Raw genomic sequence first — 17,420 nt, forward strand, 5'->3', positions numbered from 1 at the left:
CCCCCTCAGGGGAATTTTTCGGCGCTTTTTGACTGCCATCGGTCTGCCCGCGCACGTTTTTTCGGACAACCGATCCAATCAGGAGGCGGCCGATGGGCGTCCGCCGCATTGCCGCGCATGCATCCCCTGTTCGAGACCTCCGCCATTGCCCTTGATCCCGTCGACTGAACGGCCACGCATCGCCTGTCTCATCACCAATTCCGAGACTGGCGGCGCCCAGAGCCATGTTGCCGACCTGCTGCGCGCCCTGCGCGGGCAGGCCGATGTCACGTTGCTGGCCGGTGGTGACGGGCCGCTGTTCGACCTGGCCCGCGACCTGGGGATTCCTGCCATCCGGCTGGCCGAGCTGGACAACGCCCTGTCGCCGTTCAAGGCCGTGGCCGCCCTGGGGGAACTGAGGCGTGCCCTGCGCGAGGCAAGGCCGGACATCCTGCATACGCACAGCGCCAAGGCGAGCGCGCTGGGCCGCATCGCCGGCAAGCTGCTTGGGATACCGGTGGTCTATACGGTGCATGGCTTTGCGTTCAAGCCGGCAGCGCCATGGAAGCAGCGCACCATCGCCCGGCTCGCCGAATGGCTACTTGCGCCGCTGACGAGCCACGTCATCTGCGTGGCGGAGGCCGAGCGCGCCATGGCGCGCCAGCTGCCCATCCGCGCCGATCGCATCAGCGTGATTCCAAACGGCATTGCCGACGTGGCGGAGCGCGCGCAGCCGGGCGACGCCCTTCGGCGCGTGGTGACGGTCATGCGGCTGGCGCCCCCGAAGCGTCCGGACGTGCTGATCCAGGCGTTTGCCGCGGCACAACTGCCCAACTGCGAACTGGTCATCGCCGGCGACGGCCCTCAGCGCGCCAGCCTGGAGCGGCTGGCCGGTCCACTGGCCCCCGGCCGCGTGCGTTTTGCGGGCAGCATCGACGATATCCCTGCCGTGCTTGCCAGCGCGCAGCTATTCCTGCTGGCCTCCGACCATGAGGGTTTCCCCATTTCGATTCTCGAAGCCATGCGTGCCGGGTTGCCGGTGATCGCCAGCGACCTGCCTGGCATTCGGGAACAGCTTGGCGAAGGGCGGTGCGGCGTGCTGGTGTCGGACAACTACCCGGCTGCCTTTGCCGACGCGCTGCACCAGGTCGCCGCCGACGCGGCGGCGCGCGCTGCCGCTGGCGCAGCCGGTCGGCTGCGGTGGGAGCAGGCGTATGGCCTGGAGCCTATGGTCCGCGCCACCTGGACGGTCTATCAACAGGTGCTGGCAGGCAACCGCCAGCCCGACACACGCGCCCAAGCATCATGAATACCCTGCACACCGGCTCGCTACGCCGCAGTGGTTCGGCCACCCCGGCCAGGTCGGAGACGATCCGGCGGGCCAGCCGCATGATTGCGTGGGCTGCCGTGGGCCTGGTGCTGTTCGGCGTCAACGCCGCATTGTCCGAGGCCGCTCACCAGGCGGGCTTTGTGACCTATATCTTCCCGCGCACGCTGCTGTGGTCGATGCTGCCCTACCTAGCGGCGTTCCTGCTGGTGCACCGGGCGCTGCATCTGCCGGCCATGGAAGGCGCCAGCATCGTCGGCGTGGCCGCTACCCTGCCGTTCGCGCTGCTGCTGATCGTCTATGCGGGGTTCCATATCGAGTACTCGCGGGGCGCCGTGCTGGTGGGCTACATCACCACGCTGGCATGGACCTGGCTCGGCTATCGCCGCTACGTGCAGAAGTACGTGCCGGTGTTCGGCTACATGGACCCCGAGACCCTGCAGCACCTGAACCGCATCATCGCGATGCCCGGCGCCAATCCGCCCGCCACCACCCGCTTCGAGCAGATCGGTTCGCCGGAGGAAGCCATGCATTGCGACGGCATCCTGGTGGAGCGCGGCCTGACAGCCGACCCCGCGCGCACGCGGCGGCTGACGCAGTACCGGCTGGGACACCTTCGCATGTACTCCGTCGAACGGATCGGCGAGATGCTGACCGGGCGCGTGGGCCTGGATCACATCGACGAGAATTTTTTCGACGATTACGCCGACCATTACCTGTTCGACTACATCAAGCGGCTGACCGACATCGTCGCGGTGATTGCGCTCGCCCCGCTGGCCGTCCCCATCGGCCTGGCCGTGGCGCTGGCGGTCAGCCTCGAGTCGCCGGGAGGCGCGCTGTTCCGGCAGCGGCGCGTGGGTCTTTTCGGCAGGCCGTTCACGATGCTGAAGTTCCGCAGCATGGGCGTGGACAAGCAAGCCCCGGCACAGTTTGCGCTGCGCCAGGACCCGCGCGTGACTCGCGTGGGCCGCATCATCCGCAAGTACCGGCTCGACGAGATCCCGCAACTGTGGAACGTGCTGGTCGGCGACATGAGCTTCATCGGCCCGCGCCCGGAACAGGTGCCGATGGTCGAAGAGTTCTCGGAAACCATCGCGTACTACCCTTATCGGCACCTGGTGCGGCCGGGCCTGTCGGGCTGGGCGCAGGTGCAGCAGGGATATGTCGGCTCCCATGCCGAAACGGTGACCAAGCTCAGCTATGACCTGTACTACGTCAAGCATTGCTCGTTCGCGCTGGACCTGCTGATCGCGGTGAAGACCGTGCGGACGTTGCTGACCGGGTACGGAGCGCGTTGATGACATCAACCGCGCCAGCGGGGCGCTCGCCAATGCGCATCATGCTGGTCACAACCGGGCTCAAGGTCGGCGGCGCGGAGCACCAGGTGGTGGCGCTGGCGCATTCCTTTCTGGCGATGGGCCACGCCGTTGCCATCCTGAGCCTGTCGCCGGGGCGGAAGATCGACGTGCCGCCGGGCGCCCTCGTGGTAGAGCTCAACATGCGCAAGACGCCGGCGGGCATGATGCGCGCCCTCTGGCAGGCGCGCCGGCTGGTCCGCGCATGGCGGCCCGACGTCATGCATGCCCATATGGTGCACGCCAACCTGTTCGCGCGGACACTGACGCGCGTGGCGCCCTGCCCGCCGCTGGTCTGCACGGCGCACAGCTTCCGCGAGGGCGGCCCGCTGCGTATGGCCGCATACCGGCTGACGGACCGCTGGACGGACATCACTACCCATGTCAGCAACGATGGACGTCTCGGCATGATCGCCGCGGGCGGTGTACCGGCGTCGCGGATCATCGTCGTGCCCAATGGCATCGACACCGACCGCTTTCAGCCCGACCCGACGGTGCGCCAGGCTTCGCGCGCGCAACTCGGCGTGGGTGCCGACACGCGCTTGCTGCTCAACGTCGGCAGGCTGGTGCCCGAGAAGGCCCAGGACACGCTGATCCGCGCGTTCGCCCGCATCGATCCGGCCATTCCCTCGCATCTACTGATTGCCGGCAACGGTGCGCTGCGGGAGCCGCTGTCAGATCTGGCAACGTCGCTCGGCATCGCGTCCCGCGTGACGTTGCTAGGGCAGCGCAATGACATCCCCGCCTTGCTGAACGCCGCCGACGCCTTCGCGCTGTCTTCAGACGTGGAAGGCCTGCCGATGGTGCTGGTGGAAGCCCTGGCATGCGGCTGCCCGGTCGTATCGACCGACGCGCCGGGTGCGGAGGAAGTGGTTGGCGAGCTCGGCACGATCGTGCCCCGTGGCAACGTCGATGCGCTTGCCGCGGCGCTGACCGATACCCTGCGCGCGGGGACCGGAACGCCCACGGCGCAAGCCGGCCGCCGCGCCCGTGTGCTGGCCGCCTTCTCTATTGAAGCCGTGGCCCGCCGTTGGCTCGCGCTCTACGCCAGCCTTCCAAGCACCGCCGTCGTGCCGCAAGCGGAGGCTGCCTGATGCGGCGACGCGTTGCGGGCAACCTGCTCTGGATGCTGGCCGAACGAGGCTTGCAGGTGGGCGTAGGCGTCGGCGTAGTCGCGATGCTGGCGCGCGCCCTGGGACCGGAGGGCTTCGCGCACTTCCAGTACGCGCAATCGATCGTGCTGATCGCCGCATCGTTTGCGCTCGTGTGCAGTGCCGAAGTGGTGGTGCCACGGCTGGTGGCGGCGGCGACGCCCGCGGCCGAGCAACAGTTGCTGTGGCAGGCGTTCGTACTGCGCCTGGGCGGGGGCGTCATCGGCTATCTGCTGATGTGCGGGTACCTGGGCATCACCGCACCGCTGGCCGACATCTGGCATGCCGCCCTGCTATTGGGCATCGCCATCCTGCTTCGCGAGCCTGTCGGCGTGGTCACGGCCTGGATGCAGGCCCATACCAACAACCGTCCCGGAACGCTATTCAGTCTGGCCGCACTGGCCATCAAGGCATCGCTGGTGGGCGCGCTGTTCGCCGCCCATGTCACGAACGTGGCGGGATATGCCCTCGCGTTCGCGGTAGAGGCCATCGTGCTTGCCGGCCTGCTCGCCATCTCTTACTGGCGCCAGCGCGTGCCGGGCCATGCCGGCTGGCAACCGGCGCTGGCGCGTGAACTGCTGGGCGCCGGCACGCTGTTCTGGATTAGCTTCATCCTGATGATGGGCGCACGCCGCGTCGACCAGTTGATCCTGCAGCCCGCCGTACCGGCGGCAGAGTTCGGTGCCTATGCAGCATGCATGCAGATCCTGGACAACTTCACGATGGTGGCGACTATCCTGGCCGCAGGTGTCGCGCCAAGCTATGTCTACGCACGCCAGCGTTTCGACGATGCCCACGCCAGCATCGGTCGCATTGCGCTGGGCTTGGGAGGGCTGGGGCTTGCCGGCGGCCTGGCCCTCGCCGCATGCGCCCCGTGGATCGTGACGCTGCTATATGGGCACGCGTTCTCGACCACGGTCGGGCTGCTGCGTATCGCGGCAATTATCTCCGCGCTGGTGTTCGCGGATGTCGCGCTGACGCTGCTGGCAGCCCACCTGCGCCAACCGCGCTGGGTGACCGTCAAGTGGGCGCTGGTCCTGGCCACGATTCTGGTGTGGGACCTCTTGATGATTCCGCGTTTCGGCAACTGGGCCGCCGTTGCCGGCTACGGCCTAGGCAACGCCGTCGCCGTGATGGTGGGCGCGCTGCTCTGGTGGCGGCACCGCCCCGCCCGGCAAATGGCATCGGCATGAGCAAGCTACCCACCATCTGCTTCCTGACCGGCACGCTGAACGCCTTTGCCGGCGCCGAACGCATGACTGCGGTCATTGCGAGTGCGCTGGCCGAGCGCCGGTATCGGGTATTCGTGCTGAGCCTGTGGGACCGGGACAGCGTTTTTCCGCTCCATCCGGATGTCGTGCACGACGCGCTGTTTGAATCACGGCCCTCATTCAAGCGCAAATACCTCGCCACGGTGGCCGGCATCCGGCGCTTCGTTCGCCAGCACGGTGTCGACGTGCTGATTGAAGTCGATACTATGCTGACGCTGTTCACGCTGCCGGCAACTGTGGGGCTGAAGGTGCGGCGGATTGCGTGGGAGCACTGTCATTTTGACGAGGATCTGGGACGGCGGGCGCGGCGGATGGCTCGGTGGTTGGCGGCGGGGACAAACGAGGCGGTCGTGGTGTTGACGGAGAGGGATCGCAGGCGGTGGCTCCAGACCGTGCGGCCGCGCAGCACGGTGACCTGCATAGCCAACCCACTACCCTTCCCGTTCCCGGATATGCCTTCGCCGCGCCGGAACAAGACCGTGCTGGCTATGGGGCGCTTGGTGTACGCCAAGGGCTTCGACGTGCTGATCCGCGCGTGGGCCCGGATTGCCCCGGTCGTGCCCGACTGGAGCCTCGTGATCCACGGAGACGGGGAGGAAAGGCAGTCGCTGGAGGCCCTTGTGGACAATCTTGGCTTGCGCAATTTCGTCCGGATGCCTGGAGTCTGTGCCGATGCCAGTGCTGCTTACACGAAGGCATCAATATTCTGTCTCAGCTCACGTTACGAGGGCTTCGGACTAGTATTGATCGAAGCAATGGCTTTCGGCCTGCCAATTGTCTCCACCAATTGCGAAACCGGCCCTAGGGAACTGCTGCGGTCGGGCGACAACGCGCTGACAGTGCCAGTCGAAGATCCGGAAGCCCTGGGCGCGGCACTGCTCGAAGCCATCCGGGGGACTTCCGACATGGCTTCGCTGACGGCAGCGGGCCGTCGGCTCGCTTCCACCTTCGACGCGAAACTCGTCGTGACGGCATGGGAAGTCCTGCTGGATGCTAAGGCCCGGCCCTCCGCTTGCCGGCACGGCTCCGCGTGACGAGTCAAGGGCGTCAATCTAGAATGCCGCATTTGCCCGGACCGGTTTGCACATACCAAATCTGACAGGCGACGGTTTCCATTGTCCTGCAATCTCCCGATTTCCGTGTCTCGACTGACTAGAACAAGAAGCTACCTAACAGCCGTGCTGGCTGCTGCATCCGTCGTAGGCATCCTTGCGGCGCTGTCCCGGTATAGCCCTGCGCTGCCGCTCTACTGGTCGTTCGACGCTGCCCAGGACCTCGCTGCCTGGATTTCGGGATGGCTGGCCCTGGCGCTGGCGCTGCGCCTTTGCACCCCGCTGCTCGCCCGCCCTCTCATCGTCGCAAGCCTTGGCGGATACCTTGCTTTCGGAGTCGGCCTCGATGCCGCGCTTTCCACTGCCGCCCTGTTCGTGTCGGCGCTGCTCTACGGCCGTGGCCTGTTGGCGCTAGCATTTCGCACCGACGATGGGAGCCCCGGCTGGTCGGCATCGATATTCGTCGGCTTGGCGCTGCTCTTGGCCATGTTGGGACTGGCGATCCATGCACCAATCAACTATCGGCACATTTACTGGGCGGTGCTGGCGTTGCCAGCTCTCGCCCTGCTGCGTCCGGGCAATGCAGCGAAGCTACGGCAGGAGTTGGGCAACCGGCTTACAGCGGCTGCAAAAATCGTGGACGGCATGCCGTATTGGGGCCTGGTCGTCCTGCTGGCGCTGCTGGCCATCAGTGCGCGCTACGCCTTCTTCCCGACCGTCGGCTATGACGACAATGCGCATCACCTACGACTGTGGACCGAACTTGCGCTGCATCAGCGGTATTCGTTCGATGTGCTCACGCAAGTATGGGAAGTGGCGCCGCTTTCGGTTGCGGGACTCCACGCCATTGCTTCGCTCTGCGCCGGTGAGGACGCCCGGGCAGCACTGAATCTCGCCCTACTCCTGCTGCTGTACATCCAGGTCTGGAGCACCCTGTTCCACTTCCGCCTCGGCCAACTGGACAGACTGCTGCTGTTGCTGGCGCTCGGCAGCACGCCGATGCTTGCCAGCCTTCTGAGCACGCTCCAAGCCGAGCTGTTCCTGGCAACGCTGATGGCGTGCGGTACGAGGTTGACGATGCAGATCCGCAAAAAGTGGGCATCGGCCGACGCCCTGGCGCTGCTAGCGATTGCCGCGCTCTGTGCGGCCACGAAGCTCCCGGGGGCGGTAGCAGGCGTGCTGCTGATCGGCACAGCGGTCGTACAGGCGGCCCGTACATCCGCCGGCAGCGCACCCCCCGCCGCGCTACGGTACCCCAGCTTTCTCGTGCTTGCCATTGGCATGTTCGCCGTCGCGGCACTCGGGTCGTATGTGAACGCGTGGATAGTCACCGGCAACCCGGTTTTTCCGCTCTACAACGGCATCTTCAAATCGCCGTACTTCGAGGCAGTCAACTTTTCCGACCAGCGCTGGAACCAAGGCTTCTCGCTGCAGAGCTACTGGAACGTCTTCTTCAAGACATCGGCGTTCAATGAGTCGAAGGACTTCGTGGCGGGATTCCAGTACCTCTTCTTGCCGGCGCTCGCTTTGCTGGCGCTCACGCGCGACGGTGCTTGCAAGGTGTTGATTGTCTTGATTCCGCTGTTCGGCTTCGGGATCATCATGTTCTACATGACCCAGTACTGGCGCTACGTGTTTCCGGTACTGCCGATGGCGACGGTTCTGATCGGCCTCTTGCTCGCCCAAGACCTGCCTCGGAGCATTCTGACTATCCGGGCTGTGATACTGGCCTGCGTCGGGCTGAACTTTTACTTCCTCCCAGGCATTTCCTGGGTATTTGACCGCACCAGCCCGCAACAGGCCTACACCGCCGCCCGCCGTGACGTCATTGCCAACCGGTACAACGCACCCAAGCAGCTCACGGCGTATCTCAATGACCGATACGCGGGGGCTACCGTCCTGTATCCGGCGTCGGCGCCGTTCGGGGCAACGCTACGTGGCAAGCCGGTGTACACGAACTGGTACGCACCCGTCCACGCGGCAGCCTTTGACGCGGCGCGCGATTCTGACGCGATCGTAGCCTTCCTGAAACAGGAGAGAATCGCCTTCGTTATCTGGAGCACGTTTGACAACTACCCTGCCGGAAGCGCGGGCTGGGCGTTGCGAGAATACCTTAGCCGCACGGCATACCCTGTGCTGCGGCTCGATAACTACACGCTATATCGTTTAACTGACACCGACCTGGCATATCGTAGAATCTTTGATTTACTGGACCAGACCGGTGAGAAAGGCACAATCGTCGAGAGTGAGCAGCCGAAGCCCTTGGCCACGCTTGCGATTGACCGCGCCACATCGCTGCGCTATCGGGTGACATCGCGCTGCGACTCGCCAAAGGGACGCATGATCCTGACCCTGCGGTGGAACACCAGCGATGATGCGTACTATCGACTAGTTCCCTGCGACACGACTGAATCCGATTTCACCGAAGCACTGCCCGTTCCTGTTGGCGTGACGCATGCAGAACTTCAACTCGCGAGACAGGACACGGCCCAGGTCGTCGTTACGAACGTGAAGATTGACTCCCATTGAAGACGCGAACGATGCAAAACCAACCCGCCATTGCCGTCGTGATTCCAAGCTACAGGGTCAGGACGCACATTCTCGGCCTGCTTGCGCGCATCGGGCCGGAGTGTTCCAGAATCTATGTGGTGGACGACTGCTGCCCAGATGGCAGCGGTGACTACGTGACAGCTAGCAATCAGGACCCGCGCGTCGTTGTCCTTAAGAACGAGGTCAACCTTGGTGTTGGCGGTGCGGTTATGCGCGGCTATCAGCAGGCCATTGCGGACGGCATGGACATTATGGTCAAGCTCGATGGCGACGGACAAATGGACCCGGCGCTGATACCCGATTTCGTGTCGCCAATCATGAGCGGCGAAGCCGACTACACCAAGGGAAACCGGTTCTTCGACCTCGAGGAAATCGCCGCGATGCCCAAGGTACGGTTGTTCGGCAACGCCATCCTGTCGTTCATGACCAAAGTGTCGTCCGGCTACTGGGACTTGTTCGATCCGACCAATGGCTACACCGCAATTCATCGCGATGTAGCGCAACGGCTTCCCTTCGCGAAGATTAGCCGCCGGTACTTCTTCGAGACCGATATGCTGTTTCGCCTGAATACCTTGCGCGCCGTCGTGGTTGATGTGCCCATGGACGCCAAATATGGCGACGAGGTGAGTGGCCTGCACATTCGGAAAATCGTGGGCGAGTTTCTGTTCAAGCACGCCCGGAATTTCGTCAAGCGGATCTTCTACAACTACTATCTCCGCGACATGTCGCTGGCATCCATCGAGTTGCCGCTGGGGATCGCGATGATGCTGTCAGGCATGCTGTACGGCGGCATTCACTGGGTCGGGTCGATACAGCGCGGCACGGCCACGCCGGCAGGCACCGTCATGCTGGCAGCCGTGCTCCTGCTGATCGGGCTGCAATTCACACTGGCTTTCATCGCCTACGACATCGCGTCGGTCCCGCATCGAGCCATCCAGAAGCGCGCCAGGCGCAAGCCGTCAGTTCGCGGTACGGTCGATGATTAAGCGCCAGTTCATCTTCTTCGTGTTGGGTGGCATCCTGTCGATGCTCGTGGATATCGCATCGATGCAGGCGCTGATGCACATGCGCGTGGGCTATGGCATCGCTGCGTCCGTGGGCTTTGTCGTGGGGCTCGTCGTCAACTACGTCTGCCACGCGCGTGTTACCTTCAAGGCGCGACATACAGCTTCCATGCCCTTCAGATACGGCACTGTGGTCTTGTTGAACTACCTAATCACGATGAGCCTGATCGTGGTGGCCAAGCACCAATTTGACAGCGCTCTGGTCGGAAAGATCATCTCGCTGCCCATCGTCGCGCTCAATGGATTCGTGCTTAGCAGACTATGGGTATTCCGATGACAACTTATGCACAGGCAGGTGTCGAGGCGGACAAGCTGCTGCGGTACAGGGCCCTATTCCTGAAGTGCTTTCCAACGGCAGACAAGTTCCGGCATCCCGCATTCCTTCGTTGGCTGTATGCCGGCAATCCGGACGGTCAGGTCGTCGGATTTGATGCATTTGACGGCGACCTCCTGATCGCGCACTACGCGTGTGTTCCAGCAATGGTTCGCATCGGCGGATCGCAAGCGCGCGCGCTGCTCTCACTGAACACGGCGACACACCCTGAATACCAGGGCAAGGGGTTGTTCACGCAGCTTGCGAACATGACCTATCGCCACGCGGCCGAGTTGGGTTTCGATTGTGTGTATGGCGTGGCAAATGCCAACAGCACACCAGGGTTTGTGAGGAAGCTGGGCTTCCAGTTGGTGCAGCCGCTAGACGCTCGACTCGGCATCGGCGGCTTGGGCATCGATTTTGACGCCGTCGCCCGCAACGCAGAGTTCGAGCGAACCTGGACGCGGGAAGCAATCGGATGGCGGCAGGCCAATCCCGTCAACGCGATCCAATGTCAGCGCCACGGGCAAAAACTCAGTTTGACCGCGCAGGCGTCGGGTCGGATTCTGTCTGCGTATGCGGAGCTTCCCGTCTCTGCGGCTCTGCAGAGCGCCGCCACCGGTGGACGCGGAGCGCCGTTCCGCCTCTACCTAGGACTCACACCCGACGGCGCCTGCGAATTCCACACCTACGCCCAGATTCCGGCGCGCCTGCGTCCGTCGCCGCTGAACCTAATCTACCGGTCGCTGCAGGGTGAAAGCCGGCAGCTGACGCGTGGCCACGTTCAGTTCTCGTTCCTGGACTTCGATGCCTACTGAAGCGTCCGGGGCGCGCCCCGTCTCTGCGTTCCTTTTCGCGCACCAGGACGATGAATTCGGTGCCTATGAGCTGATTCTTGCCGCCGTCAGGCGGGGACATCACGTGGTCTGCGCCTATTTCACCACCGGTGTCTCTCAGGGCGGGGATTCCTCACAGCGCGACAAGGAATCCCTGGGAGTGCTGAAACAACTTGGCGTGCTGCCGGCCGATGTCAGGTTCCCGGGTACCGAGCTTAATATCAGCGACGGCCAACTGCTGTCCTCGCTAGGGCCTGCGGGCACCTGGACCCGCCGGTGGCTCGACGCACTCGCCAACGTGCAGTGTGTCTACCTGCCTGCATGGGAAGGCGGTCATCCCGATCACGACAGCCTGCATGCCAGCGCGCTCATGGCATGCGCCGACGCGGCACTGCTGGACGTCGTCCGGCAGTTTCCACTTTACAACGCATATCGTTGCCCCGCGCCTTTTTTCAAAGTGCTTTCGCCCCTGCGCGAGAACGGGCCGGCCGATGCGCAGCGCATACCATGGGGGCATCGTATTCGGTTCCTGCGATATGCGCTGAGCTATCCGTCGCAGCGAAAGAGCTGGATCGGCTTGTTCCCCTTCATGTTGCTGCATCTCGTGTTCAAGGGGACGCAGGCGGTGCAGCGCGCCAGCCTGACGAGGATTGCCGAACGGCCTCATGCCGGCCCGCTCTATTACGAATCCCGGCGTTTCGCGACCTGGCCCGAAGTCACCTCGCACATCCAAGCATGGCTGGCCCGCCGCGCGTCGGCCATCAATGCCCCCAAGCCTCCCAATCCGGCCCTTTGATCACGGCCCATACGATGACCACTACGATCAAGAAGACCTTCTTCTATCTGATCCTGATCCAGGGCGGCAACTATCTGTTTCCGCTCCTGTTGCTGCCCTACTTGGGCAAGGTCCTGGGTGTGAAGGAGTTCGGCGTGCTCGCCTACTGCCAAGCGATCATGCAATACCTAATGCTACTCACGGACTATGGCTACAACCTGACGGCCACTCGGCTGGTATCGCTGCACCGGAACGAGCCTGACGCGCTAAATCGCGTCTATTCAAGCACCACATCGGGACGAGTTGCGCTGATGCTGGGAGCGCTGCTATTGCTGCTGGGCGGCATCGCCTTCGTGCCCGACATCCGGCAGCACTGGGCGGTATTCGCTGCAGCTAGCGTAGGGCTCATCGCAAATGCCTTGACGCCACTATGGCTGTTCCAGGGCCTCGAACGCATGAAGGCTCTGGTACTGCCCACCTTCGCATCGAAAGCTATCAGCCTGATTTGCGTGGTGTCGCTGGTAAAGGGCGATGGCGATGCAGCCTTGGCCGCACTCGGCATCAGCATTGGCAATGCGGCGCTGGCCGTGGCGGCGCTTGCCATCATTTCCAACGGAAAGCTGGTGGCCTTCACCACCGTCCGGCTGCGGGAAATCCGTGTAACGCTGGTCGATGGGTTTCCGGTGTTCCTCTCCGTCGTACTCATTAGCTTCTACGTCAACTTCAATTCGATCCTGCTGAACTACTTCTACGGACCCGTGGTCGTTGGGCAGTTCGCCATGGCCGACAAGATCCGATTAGCGGCACAAGCGGTGTTCGTCGTCATCGGGCAGGCGTTCTACCCGCGCATCAGCCAGTACAACGCCAACGACCCCGCGGCCGCGCACAGGCTGGTCCGCACGGCGGCAGTGGCCATCATGGGCTCGTCAGTCGTCATGCTGGCCGTCATCATGCTGGCCGCCGACTGGGCCGTGACGTTCTGGCTTGGCGAGCAGTTCCGCCCGTCGATCGGCCTGCTGAAGCTCGAGGCGATCATGCTGCCGGTCATCGGCTTGGCGCTGGTCTACGGCAACCTGGGATTGATGGCGATGGGCAAGACGCATGCCCTGCGCAATGTCTATGTCGTCGCGACAGTCCTGCACATGATCTACGTCGTGCCCCTGACGCTGGGGTGGGCTGCGGAAGGGACGATCGTCTCGGTCATACTGACGGAGCTGATCGGCGCCGCTGCATTCGCGTGGATATATGTCCGGGAACGCCGGCGCCTGGACACACAGGCGCCGCCCGCCTAGACGGCGGCGCACGACGACCGCCAGGCCACCCGCATTGCGCGGCAGCCTGGCGCATCGACATCAGTCGAACTTGTCCGCATCGGCAAACCGCTTGCCGGCGGCATCCTTGGCGGCCAGGGTCGGCTCGCCGTCGATGGGCCATTGCACGCCCACCGTCGTATCGTTCCAGAGAAGGCTGCGCTCGTGCTCGGGATACCAGTAGTCGGTGGTCTTGTAGAGCACCTCCACTGCGTCGCTGGTAGCCACGAATCCGTGCGCAAAGCCAGGCGGCACCCACAACTGCCGCTTGTTCTGCTCGGACAGGGTCACGCCAACCCATTTGCCAATATTGGGCGAGCTGCGCCGCAGGTCCACGGCCACATCGAATATCTCCCCGCGCACCACACGCACCAACTTGCCTTGCGGCTGGCAGATCTGATAATGCAGGCCGCGCAGCACGCCCTTGGCGGAGCGGCTGTGGTTGTCCTGGACAAAGGCCGTGTCCAGCCCGGTCAGCTGCTGGAAATCACGCTGGTTGAAGCTTTCGAAGAAGAATCCACGATCATCGCCAAAGACCTTCGGCTCGATGACGAGGACTTCGGGCAACGCTGTCGGAGTCGCGACAAATGGCATGGCAACGTTCCTTTATTTCAGAAGACCGAGCAGGTACTTGCCGTACCCGTTCTTGGCCAGTGGCGTGGCAAGCTCCTGCACTTTGGCGGCATCGATCCAGCCCTGCCCGAAAGCGATCTCCTCGGGGCACGCCACCATCAGGCCCTGGCGCTTCTGCAGCGTGGCGATGAATCCGGTGGCTTCAAGCAGGCTGTCGTGCGTGCCGGTATCCAGCCAAGCATAGCCACGGCCCATGATCTCGACGTTCAGCGAACCCTGTTTCAGGTAGTGCCGGTTGACGTCGGTGATCTCCAGTTCGCCGCGCGCCGAAGGTTTGATGCCAGCAGCAATGTCGCACACCTGACTATCGTAGAAATACAGGCCCGTCACGGCGTACGCGCTCTTGGGCTTCTGCGGCTTTTCCTCGATGCTGATGGCGTTCTGGCTGGCATCGAACTCGACCACGCCGTACCGCTCCGGATCCGTCACGTGATACGCGAACACGCTGGCCCCCTGCTCGCGCGAGTCTGCATTCTTGAGCAGGCGCGGCAGATCATGGCCGTAGTAGATGTTGTCGCCGAGAATCAGCGCGCTGGAACCGCCGTTCAGAAAATCGCGCCCGATGATGAACGCCTGCGCCAGGCCATCCGGGGACGGCTGCACGGCGTAGCTGATCTGCATGCCCCACTGGCTGCCGTCGCCCAGCAACTCGCGGAAGCGGGGCGTGTCGGCAGGGGTGGAGATGATTAGCACTTCGCGAATGCCGGCCAACATCAGCGTGCTGAGCGGGTAGTAAATCATCGGCTTGTCGTAGACTGGCATCAGCTGCTTCGAAACCGCCTGCGTGACCGGATAAAGCCTGGTGCCGGAGCCACCAGCGAGAATAATGCCCTTGCGTGTCGTCATGGTCTTTTCCTTCTCGGCCGGTGCATGGATTTGCCCCGGCCCTGTGCGCATGTACTGTGCGCACTGCGCACCCTGAAGCCTGCTTATGTGGCGCTGGCCTCCGGCGCCAGATAGCGGATCGCATCGCGCAACGAGGTGATCACCGCCGTTGCCTGGCCCTGCGATTCCTCATACTGCTTGCCCACCGGTGGCGTAAAGAGCAGGTTAGAAGCCACACCCGCCGCCAGACCCGCCTCGATATCGCTGATCTTGTCGCCGACGAGTACGGAGCGGGTCAGGTCCACCTCGAACTCGCAAGTGGCCTGCAGAAACATGCCCGGCCCGGGCTTGCGGCATTCCGACTCGCGCTTGTAATCGCCAATGCCGTGCTCGGGGTGATACGGACTGAAGTAGACGGCGTCGATTTCCGCACCGGCGGCCTTGAACTCCGCGCGCATCCATTCCGTCAGCGCGTGAAAGTCGTCCTCGGTGTAGTAGCCTCGCGCGATGCCGGCCTGGTTGGTTACCACGAAGATCCAGTAGCCTTGTGCCTTGGCGGCGCGGCACAGATCGAAGATTCCATCCAGGAATTCGAAGTCGGTCGGGCGATGGACATAGCCGTGGTCTACATTCACCACGCCATCGCGATCGAGAAACAGTGCTGGCCGTGGCGTCATTTCACGATACCTGCCAACTCGGTCTGCGCCCGCGCATAGTCATCGGGCACACCGATGTCGATGAAATACCCCCGCGTGACAAACACACCGACGTGCTGCTGCGTCATGGCATGCGCCAGATAGTCCGATTCGAGCGAAAAGGGCTGGCCCCGGGTGAATGCATCCAGGCACCGGCGCGGCAGCACATAGCACCCGGCATTGATCAGCCCCGGGCCCGCAACGCCTTTCTCGATGAAACCTCGCACACGACCGCGCTCGACGTAGAGCCGGCCGTAGCGGCTGGTATCGGGCACGTCACGGGCCACGATGATCGGGCCGGGGTCGCGCGACAGCTGGCGCACGACTTCGGTCACTTCCAGATCCAGGAACGTATCGCCATTGAACACAAAGACGTGCTCGCCAGTGCAGCGCTCCAGCGCCGCGCGCAGCGCCCCGCCAGTGCCCAGCGGCGTGTCCTCGATCTCGTAGACCAGTTCCATGTCCGCGTAGCGGTCGCCGAAGTGACGCACGATCTGCTCGGACAGATATCCCAGCGACAACACGACGCGAGTAAAGCCCTTGCCTGCCAGCGTGGTCAAAAGGATCTCCAAGAACGGGCGTCCGGCAACCGGGGCCATGGCCTTCGGGACATCTGCCACCACCTGCCGCAGCCGCGTGCCGAGGCCTCCAGCCAGGACGATTGCCTCCATCAAGCCTTACCTCCGAAAATCTCGTTCTCAATGATGCCGCACAGGATGTGCCCCAGCACCAGGTGACCTTCCTGGATCTTCGGCGTGTCGGCCGCCGGCACTTCCAGCAAATGATCGCAAAGCGCGCCCATCGGGCCACCGCGATTGCCGGTGAGGCCGATCGTCGTGATGCCGGCAGCACGGGCTGTCTCAAAAGCCAGCAGCACGTTGGGCGACTTGCCCGACGTCGAATAGGCGATCAGCACGTCGCCCGGCTTGCCCTGCGCCTGCACCTGGCGTGCGAACAGCTTCTCGTAGCCGTAGTCGTTGCCAATCGCGGTCAGGATCGACGAGTCCGTCGTCAGCGCTACGGCCGGCAGGCCCGGCCGGTCGAAGGCGAACCGGCTGACCAGTTCGCCCGCGATATGCTGGGCATCGGCCGCGCTGCCGCCATTGCCGGCCAGCAGGACCTTGCCGCCCGCCTTCAGCGACGCCACGCAGGCCATCGCAGCTGCCTCCACGGCGGCAAGCAATGCCGGCTGCGCCAGCATTTCGGCCATGATGCGCTGGGTTTCCTTGACCTGGTTGACGATGTAGGTCGCGTTCATACGATGCTCCATGCTTGCGTGCCGTTCTTGGTGAAGTGAGCGTTGCTCACCTGGCCCTCATAGTTATTCAATGTGTGAATGACCTGCATGCGGCGGTCCGGCGGCACGAAGAACATCATGAAACCGCCACCGCCCGCGCCGGACACCTTGCCCGCCAATGCGCCGGCCTTTACCGCACCCTCGTAGATCTCGTCGATCAGCGGATTGGATACCGTGCGCGCACTCTTCTTCTTGTTTTCCCAACCCTGGCGCATGGACTCGACGATGCCGGAGAAGTCACCCTTGAGCAGGCATTCCTTCATCACGTACGCTTCGCGCTTGATGTTGTGGAAGGTTTCGATGGAGTCCTGGCCGCCGGATTGCATGTTGCTGCTCTGGTCGGCGATGATCTTTGCCGATTCACGCGACACGCCAGTGTAGAACAGCACCAGCGACGCCTCCAGCTCGCAAATGATCCAGTTCTTGATACGCAGCGGGCTGATCAGCGCGCGCTCCTCGGCGTAGAACTCCATGAAGTTGAAGCCACCGAACGTTGCCGAATACTGATCCTGTCGGCCGCCCTTGAGACCGCAATCCACGCGTTCGATCTTGAACGCCATGCGCGCGATCGCGTAGTCGTCGAGTGGCAGGCGCAGCAACTCCGCAAACGCGCGGATCATCGTCACCACCAGCGTGGAGGACGAGCCCAGGCCCGAACCCGCCGGCGCATCGCAGAACGTTGCTAGTTCGAGCGCCATCTGCACGCCGTTGTTGAACGTCGTCATGATCTCCCGATAGACGGCCTCATGCAGCGCGAGCCTGGAGCCGACTGCAAACGCTTCGTCCAACGGGCGCTCCACTGCCACATTCTGGTCCGTGGCGACAAACCGGACCGTAGGCGTATCCAGCACCTTGATCACCGCGTAGGCATAGCGATCGATCGTGGCGTTGAGAACTGCCCCGGTATGCACATCGCAATACGGCGATACATCGGTACCGCCGCCCGCGAGTCCCAGACGAAGTGGCGCGCGTGCTCGAATAATCATA

17 protein-coding genes are annotated in these 17,420 nt (G+C 63.5%); 11 read left to right on the forward strand and 6 right to left on the reverse strand.

The features are described from left to right. The first annotated feature begins 145 nt into the window (after positions 1-145). The 11 genes from BLQ58_RS20220 (at position 146) to BLQ58_RS20270 (ending at position 12,965) form a co-directional block, all read left to right on the forward strand. Complete coding sequence (locus BLQ58_RS20220) at positions 146-1,288, forward strand: glycosyltransferase family 4 protein (protein ID WP_029051453.1); 1,143 nt, start codon at positions 146-148, stop codon at positions 1,286-1,288. Then, a complete protein-coding gene (locus tag BLQ58_RS20225) occupies positions 1,285-2,604 on the forward strand; it encodes an exopolysaccharide biosynthesis polyprenyl glycosylphosphotransferase (protein WP_049815952.1) in 1,320 nt (439 codons plus the stop codon). The genes BLQ58_RS20220 and BLQ58_RS20225 overlap by 4 nt, the downstream gene beginning before the upstream one ends. Before the next feature lie 32 nt (positions 2,605-2,636). Beyond that, complete coding sequence (locus BLQ58_RS20230; RefSeq protein ID WP_049815951.1) at positions 2,637-3,755, forward strand: glycosyltransferase; 1,119 nt, start codon at positions 2,637-2,639, stop codon at positions 3,753-3,755. Next, positions 3,755-5,005: a lipopolysaccharide biosynthesis protein gene (locus BLQ58_RS20235; protein WP_029051257.1), complete on the forward strand. Its 1,251-nt coding sequence runs from the start codon at positions 3,755-3,757 to the stop codon at positions 5,003-5,005. The genes BLQ58_RS20230 and BLQ58_RS20235 overlap by 1 nt, the downstream gene beginning before the upstream one ends. Beyond that, positions 5,002-6,117 (forward strand): glycosyltransferase family 4 protein, encoded by a 1,116-nt coding sequence (locus BLQ58_RS20240; protein ID WP_029051258.1) that lies wholly within the window; start codon positions 5,002-5,004, stop codon positions 6,115-6,117. Before BLQ58_RS20235 ends, BLQ58_RS20240 begins: the two co-directional genes overlap by 4 nt. A gap of 144 nt (positions 6,118-6,261) precedes the next feature. Further along, positions 6,262-8,664, forward strand: coding sequence for a hypothetical protein (locus tag BLQ58_RS20245; protein WP_029051259.1), 2,403 nt, complete (start codon positions 6,262-6,264; stop codon positions 8,662-8,664). An 11-nt stretch (positions 8,665-8,675) separates the two neighbouring features. Continuing rightward, entirely contained in the window at positions 8,676-9,671 is a 996-nt protein-coding gene (locus BLQ58_RS20250; RefSeq protein WP_029051260.1) for a glycosyltransferase family 2 protein, read from the forward strand. Continuing rightward, entirely contained in the window at positions 9,664-10,026 is a 363-nt protein-coding gene (locus BLQ58_RS20255; RefSeq protein WP_029051261.1) for a GtrA family protein, read from the forward strand. Before BLQ58_RS20250 ends, BLQ58_RS20255 begins: the two co-directional genes overlap by 8 nt. After that, positions 10,011-10,880, forward strand: coding sequence for a GNAT family N-acetyltransferase (locus tag BLQ58_RS20260; RefSeq protein WP_254776032.1), 870 nt, complete (start codon positions 10,011-10,013; stop codon positions 10,878-10,880). Before BLQ58_RS20255 ends, BLQ58_RS20260 begins: the two co-directional genes overlap by 16 nt. After that, positions 10,870-11,694, forward strand: coding sequence for a PIG-L deacetylase family protein (locus tag BLQ58_RS20265; RefSeq protein WP_029051263.1), 825 nt, complete (start codon positions 10,870-10,872; stop codon positions 11,692-11,694). Before BLQ58_RS20260 ends, BLQ58_RS20265 begins: the two co-directional genes overlap by 11 nt. A 14-nt stretch (positions 11,695-11,708) precedes the next feature. Beyond that, positions 11,709-12,965 (forward strand): oligosaccharide flippase family protein, encoded by a 1,257-nt coding sequence (locus BLQ58_RS20270; RefSeq protein ID WP_092601783.1) that lies wholly within the window; start codon positions 11,709-11,711, stop codon positions 12,963-12,965. A 60-nt stretch (positions 12,966-13,025) separates the two neighbouring features. On the opposite strand, the gene rfbC is transcribed toward BLQ58_RS20270, so the two are convergent. From rfbC to BLQ58_RS20300, 6 genes are all read right to left on the reverse strand, one after another. Next, positions 13,026-13,577 carry a dTDP-4-dehydrorhamnose 3,5-epimerase gene (gene rfbC, locus BLQ58_RS20275; RefSeq protein WP_029051264.1) on the reverse strand — a complete coding sequence of 184 codons (552 nt, stop codon included), beginning with the start codon at positions 13,575-13,577 and terminating at the stop codon, positions 13,026-13,028. A 12-nt stretch (positions 13,578-13,589) separates the two neighbouring features. Next, positions 13,590-14,462: a glucose-1-phosphate thymidylyltransferase RfbA gene (gene rfbA, locus BLQ58_RS20280; protein WP_029051265.1), complete on the reverse strand. Its 873-nt coding sequence runs from the start codon at positions 14,460-14,462 to the stop codon at positions 13,590-13,592. 83 nt (positions 14,463-14,545) lie between these two features. Then, positions 14,546-15,118 (reverse strand): D-glycero-beta-D-manno-heptose 1,7-bisphosphate 7-phosphatase, encoded by a 573-nt coding sequence (gene gmhB / locus BLQ58_RS20285; RefSeq protein ID WP_029051266.1) that lies wholly within the window; start codon positions 15,116-15,118, stop codon positions 14,546-14,548. Beyond that, entirely contained in the window at positions 15,115-15,807 is a 693-nt protein-coding gene (locus tag BLQ58_RS20290; protein ID WP_092601556.1) for a nucleotidyltransferase family protein, read from the reverse strand. The genes gmhB and BLQ58_RS20290 overlap by 4 nt, the downstream gene beginning before the upstream one ends. After that, positions 15,807-16,406 (reverse strand): D-sedoheptulose 7-phosphate isomerase, encoded by a 600-nt coding sequence (locus BLQ58_RS20295; protein ID WP_029051268.1) that lies wholly within the window; start codon positions 16,404-16,406, stop codon positions 15,807-15,809. The genes BLQ58_RS20290 and BLQ58_RS20295 overlap by 1 nt, the downstream gene beginning before the upstream one ends. Continuing rightward, on the reverse strand, positions 16,391-17,419 hold the full coding sequence (locus BLQ58_RS20300) for a GHMP family kinase ATP-binding protein (protein WP_029051269.1): 1,029 nt from the start codon (positions 17,417-17,419) through the stop codon (positions 16,391-16,393). The genes BLQ58_RS20295 and BLQ58_RS20300 overlap by 16 nt, the downstream gene beginning before the upstream one ends. Between the last annotated feature and the right edge of the window lies 1 nt (position 17,420).

The organism is Ralstonia sp. 25mfcol4.1 (assembly GCF_900104095.1).
Lineage (GTDB): Bacteria > Pseudomonadota > Gammaproteobacteria > Burkholderiales > Burkholderiaceae > Cupriavidus.